The organism is Collinsella sp. SGI.180 (assembly GCF_050313455.1).
Lineage (GTDB): Bacteria > Actinomycetota > Coriobacteriia > Coriobacteriales > Coriobacteriaceae > Collinsella.
The window spans coordinates 1-2527 of record NZ_JBNPLL010000036.1 but is presented as its reverse complement, the minus strand read 5'-3'; the positions used below and the strand labels follow the sequence as shown (position 1 = coordinate 2527).

2 protein-coding genes are annotated in these 2527 nt (G+C 70.9%); both read right to left on the bottom strand.

Going from position 1 to position 2527, the window contains the following annotated elements; all coding sequences use genetic code 11:
• Positions 1 to 81 precede the first annotated feature (81 nt).
• Positions 82 to 825, bottom strand: coding sequence for an IS21-like element helper ATPase IstB (istB, locus tag ACQRAP_RS08575; protein WP_427795392.1), 744 nt, complete (start codon positions 823 to 825; stop codon positions 82 to 84).
• Positions 815 to 2290 (bottom strand): IS21 family transposase, encoded by a 1476-nt coding sequence (gene istA, locus ACQRAP_RS08570; RefSeq protein WP_427795391.1) that lies wholly within the window; start codon positions 2288 to 2290, stop codon positions 815 to 817. Before istA ends, istB begins: the two co-directional genes overlap by 11 nt.
• Positions 2291 to 2527: the final 237 nt, after the last annotated feature.

The window sequence follows — 2527 nt, the reverse complement described above, 5'->3', positions numbered from 1 at the left end:
TTTCGTCAAGAGGATTTGAGCAAAAAGAGCATCGGAAATTGAGCAGCCTGAGCATCGGAAGCGCGCACGCTTTTTGAGCGGCTAGCCCTCCTGCATGAGGGCATGGCGGACGCGGTAGGACTCGCCGCGGAACTGGACGAGCCTCCCGTGGTGGACGATGCGGTCGATCACGGCGGCGGCCATCTGGTCGTCCCCGAACACCGACCCCCACCTGCTGAACTCCAGGTTCGTGGTGATTACCACCGACTGCCTCTCGTATGCGTCGGCGAAGACCTGGAAGAGCAGCCTCGCCCCGTCCGCGTCGAGCGGGAGAAACCCGAGCTCGTCGATGACGAGCAGGCGGGCCTTGCCGATGAGCGCGGCCTCCCGGTCGAGCCTCCCGTCGTCGCGGGCGCGCCTCAGGCGCATCACGAGCGAGGACGCCGTGAAGAAGCGCGCCTCGAGCCTCCTCTCGCACGCCAGCGCGCAGAGGGCCGACGCCATGTGCGTCTTGCCGGTGCCGACGTCGCCCATGAGCACGAGGTCCTCCCTGCGCTCGACGAAGTCGAGCGCGAGCAGCGACTCACGCCCCATGTCCTCCGGCCACGACACGGCCGACCAGTCGTAGCCGTCGAAGGTCTTGGGCGCCGGCAGCGCGCAGCGCCTGAGCAGCGTCGCGCGCTTCGAGGCCTCGCGGCTGGACCTCTCCGCCTCGAGGTAGCCCGCCAGGTACTCCACCTGTTTCGGGGTGCCGAGCCTCGACCACTCCTCCAGGACGGCGGTGGTGAGCGAGCACGACCGCCCGGCCTCCACGACCCTGCGGGCCAGCTCCTCGCTAGCGGCCATCGGCGACCGCCCCCTTCAGGAACCCGTCGTAGACCGACAGGTCGGCCCCGCCGGCCTCGCCGCCGCCTCCCGCGATGCGCCTCGCCAGCACGTCGACCGTGGCGTCGTCGGGGACGCGGCCGCCCTCGACGACCCTGAGCGCCGCCTCGCATGCCGCCTCGAAGCCCGAGGACTCGCTCGCCCGGCCGATCGACCTGAGCGTGCGCCTCCTGCCGGCGGAGTCCATCCGGTCAATCCCCTCGACGAGCCCCGGCGGCATGTCGCGCCTGATCGTCGACTCCCCGAAGGCCCTCGGCCTGGCGATGATGGCGGGCACGAGCGAGAGGGGGTTCCGGACCGCGGGGCCCTCCCCGAAGGCCCTGGGGAGGGCGGCGACCCGGCGGCCGCGGTCGGCGAGGATCTCCACCGTCGTCGCGCGCATGCCGACGAGCAGGCTCCGCCCGTGCCAGGCGGGCCCGGCGACGTACTCGCGCCCGTCGGCCTCGACGTAGCCGCGCTTGTCGGCGCGGGCGGTGACCCACCTCACCGCGTCGAACTCCACGCCGGGAAGGGCGCGCATGGCGGCGAGGTCCTCCCGGTAGGCCTCCCCGTGCGGCCTGCCGTCGCGGCAGCGCGCCGCCGCGTTGATCCTCGCGCATCCCTCGGCGAGGAACGCGTTGAGCTCGGGGAGCGTGCCGAACGCCGGCACGGGGACGAGGAGGTTGCGCCGGAGGAACCCCACGGCGTTCTCGACGGAGCCCTTCTCGTTTCCCGAATAGGGGTTGCAGTACCGGCTCTCGAAGCGGTAGTGGGCCCTGAACTGCGAGAACAGCCTCGATTCCGTGACCTCGCCGCGTACCATCCTGCCCGCCTCGGTGGCGTTGTCGAGCACCATCGCAGCCGGGGCGCGGCCCCAGCGGCGGAAGATCTCGAGCAGCCCGGCGCACAGGCACTCCGACCTCTGCGACATGAGGGCGACGCACTGCCGGTCGTTCGAGTGCGGGAGCGTCGCGACCAGCAGCTTGAGGTCGAGGGTCCTCCCGCCGACCGCGGCGCGGAAGTTCCCGAAATCGACCTGGCAGGTGCCGGGCGCCCACTCGAGCTCGAGGTACCCCTCTCCGCCCGCCGCCGCCCGGGCGAGCCTGAGCTCGCGGACGAACCTCTGCACGGTGGAGTACGAGCCGCCGTAGCCGCGCTCGGCGACGAGCCTGTCGTAGATCCGCCTGGCGGTGTGGCGCTGCTTCCTCGGGGCCCCGAGGTCGGCCTCGAGAACGCCCGCGACCCATTCCTCGTTGCCCTCGAGCGCGGGCCTGCCCCTCCTCCGGGGCATCGGCGCGGCGGGCGACATGTCCTCCATGTCGGCGTACTTCGCCACGGTGTTCCGGCTCACGTGGAGCATTCGGGCGATCTCGGACCTCGAGCGCCCGGCGGCATCCATCGACCGTATATCATTCACTGTGTCCAGGGGCACGGTCATCTCCTCCATCCTTCCCGGGCGGGCTCGCCAAAGTAACCGCCCGGGGAAACCATACGGCGAGGGCCGCGCCCCCGGTCCCCGGGGCGCGGCCCTCTTGCTTAAACTGCTCAATTTTTCGTGCTCACGGTGCTCATTTCCCAGTGATCACTCGGACCACTTCTTAGTGAACATCAACAGCGGCGTGTGCAGGCGCGTCTACGCCGAGCTGGAGGCCGCGCGCGGCGCCTCGAGGTTCGACGGCGTGCG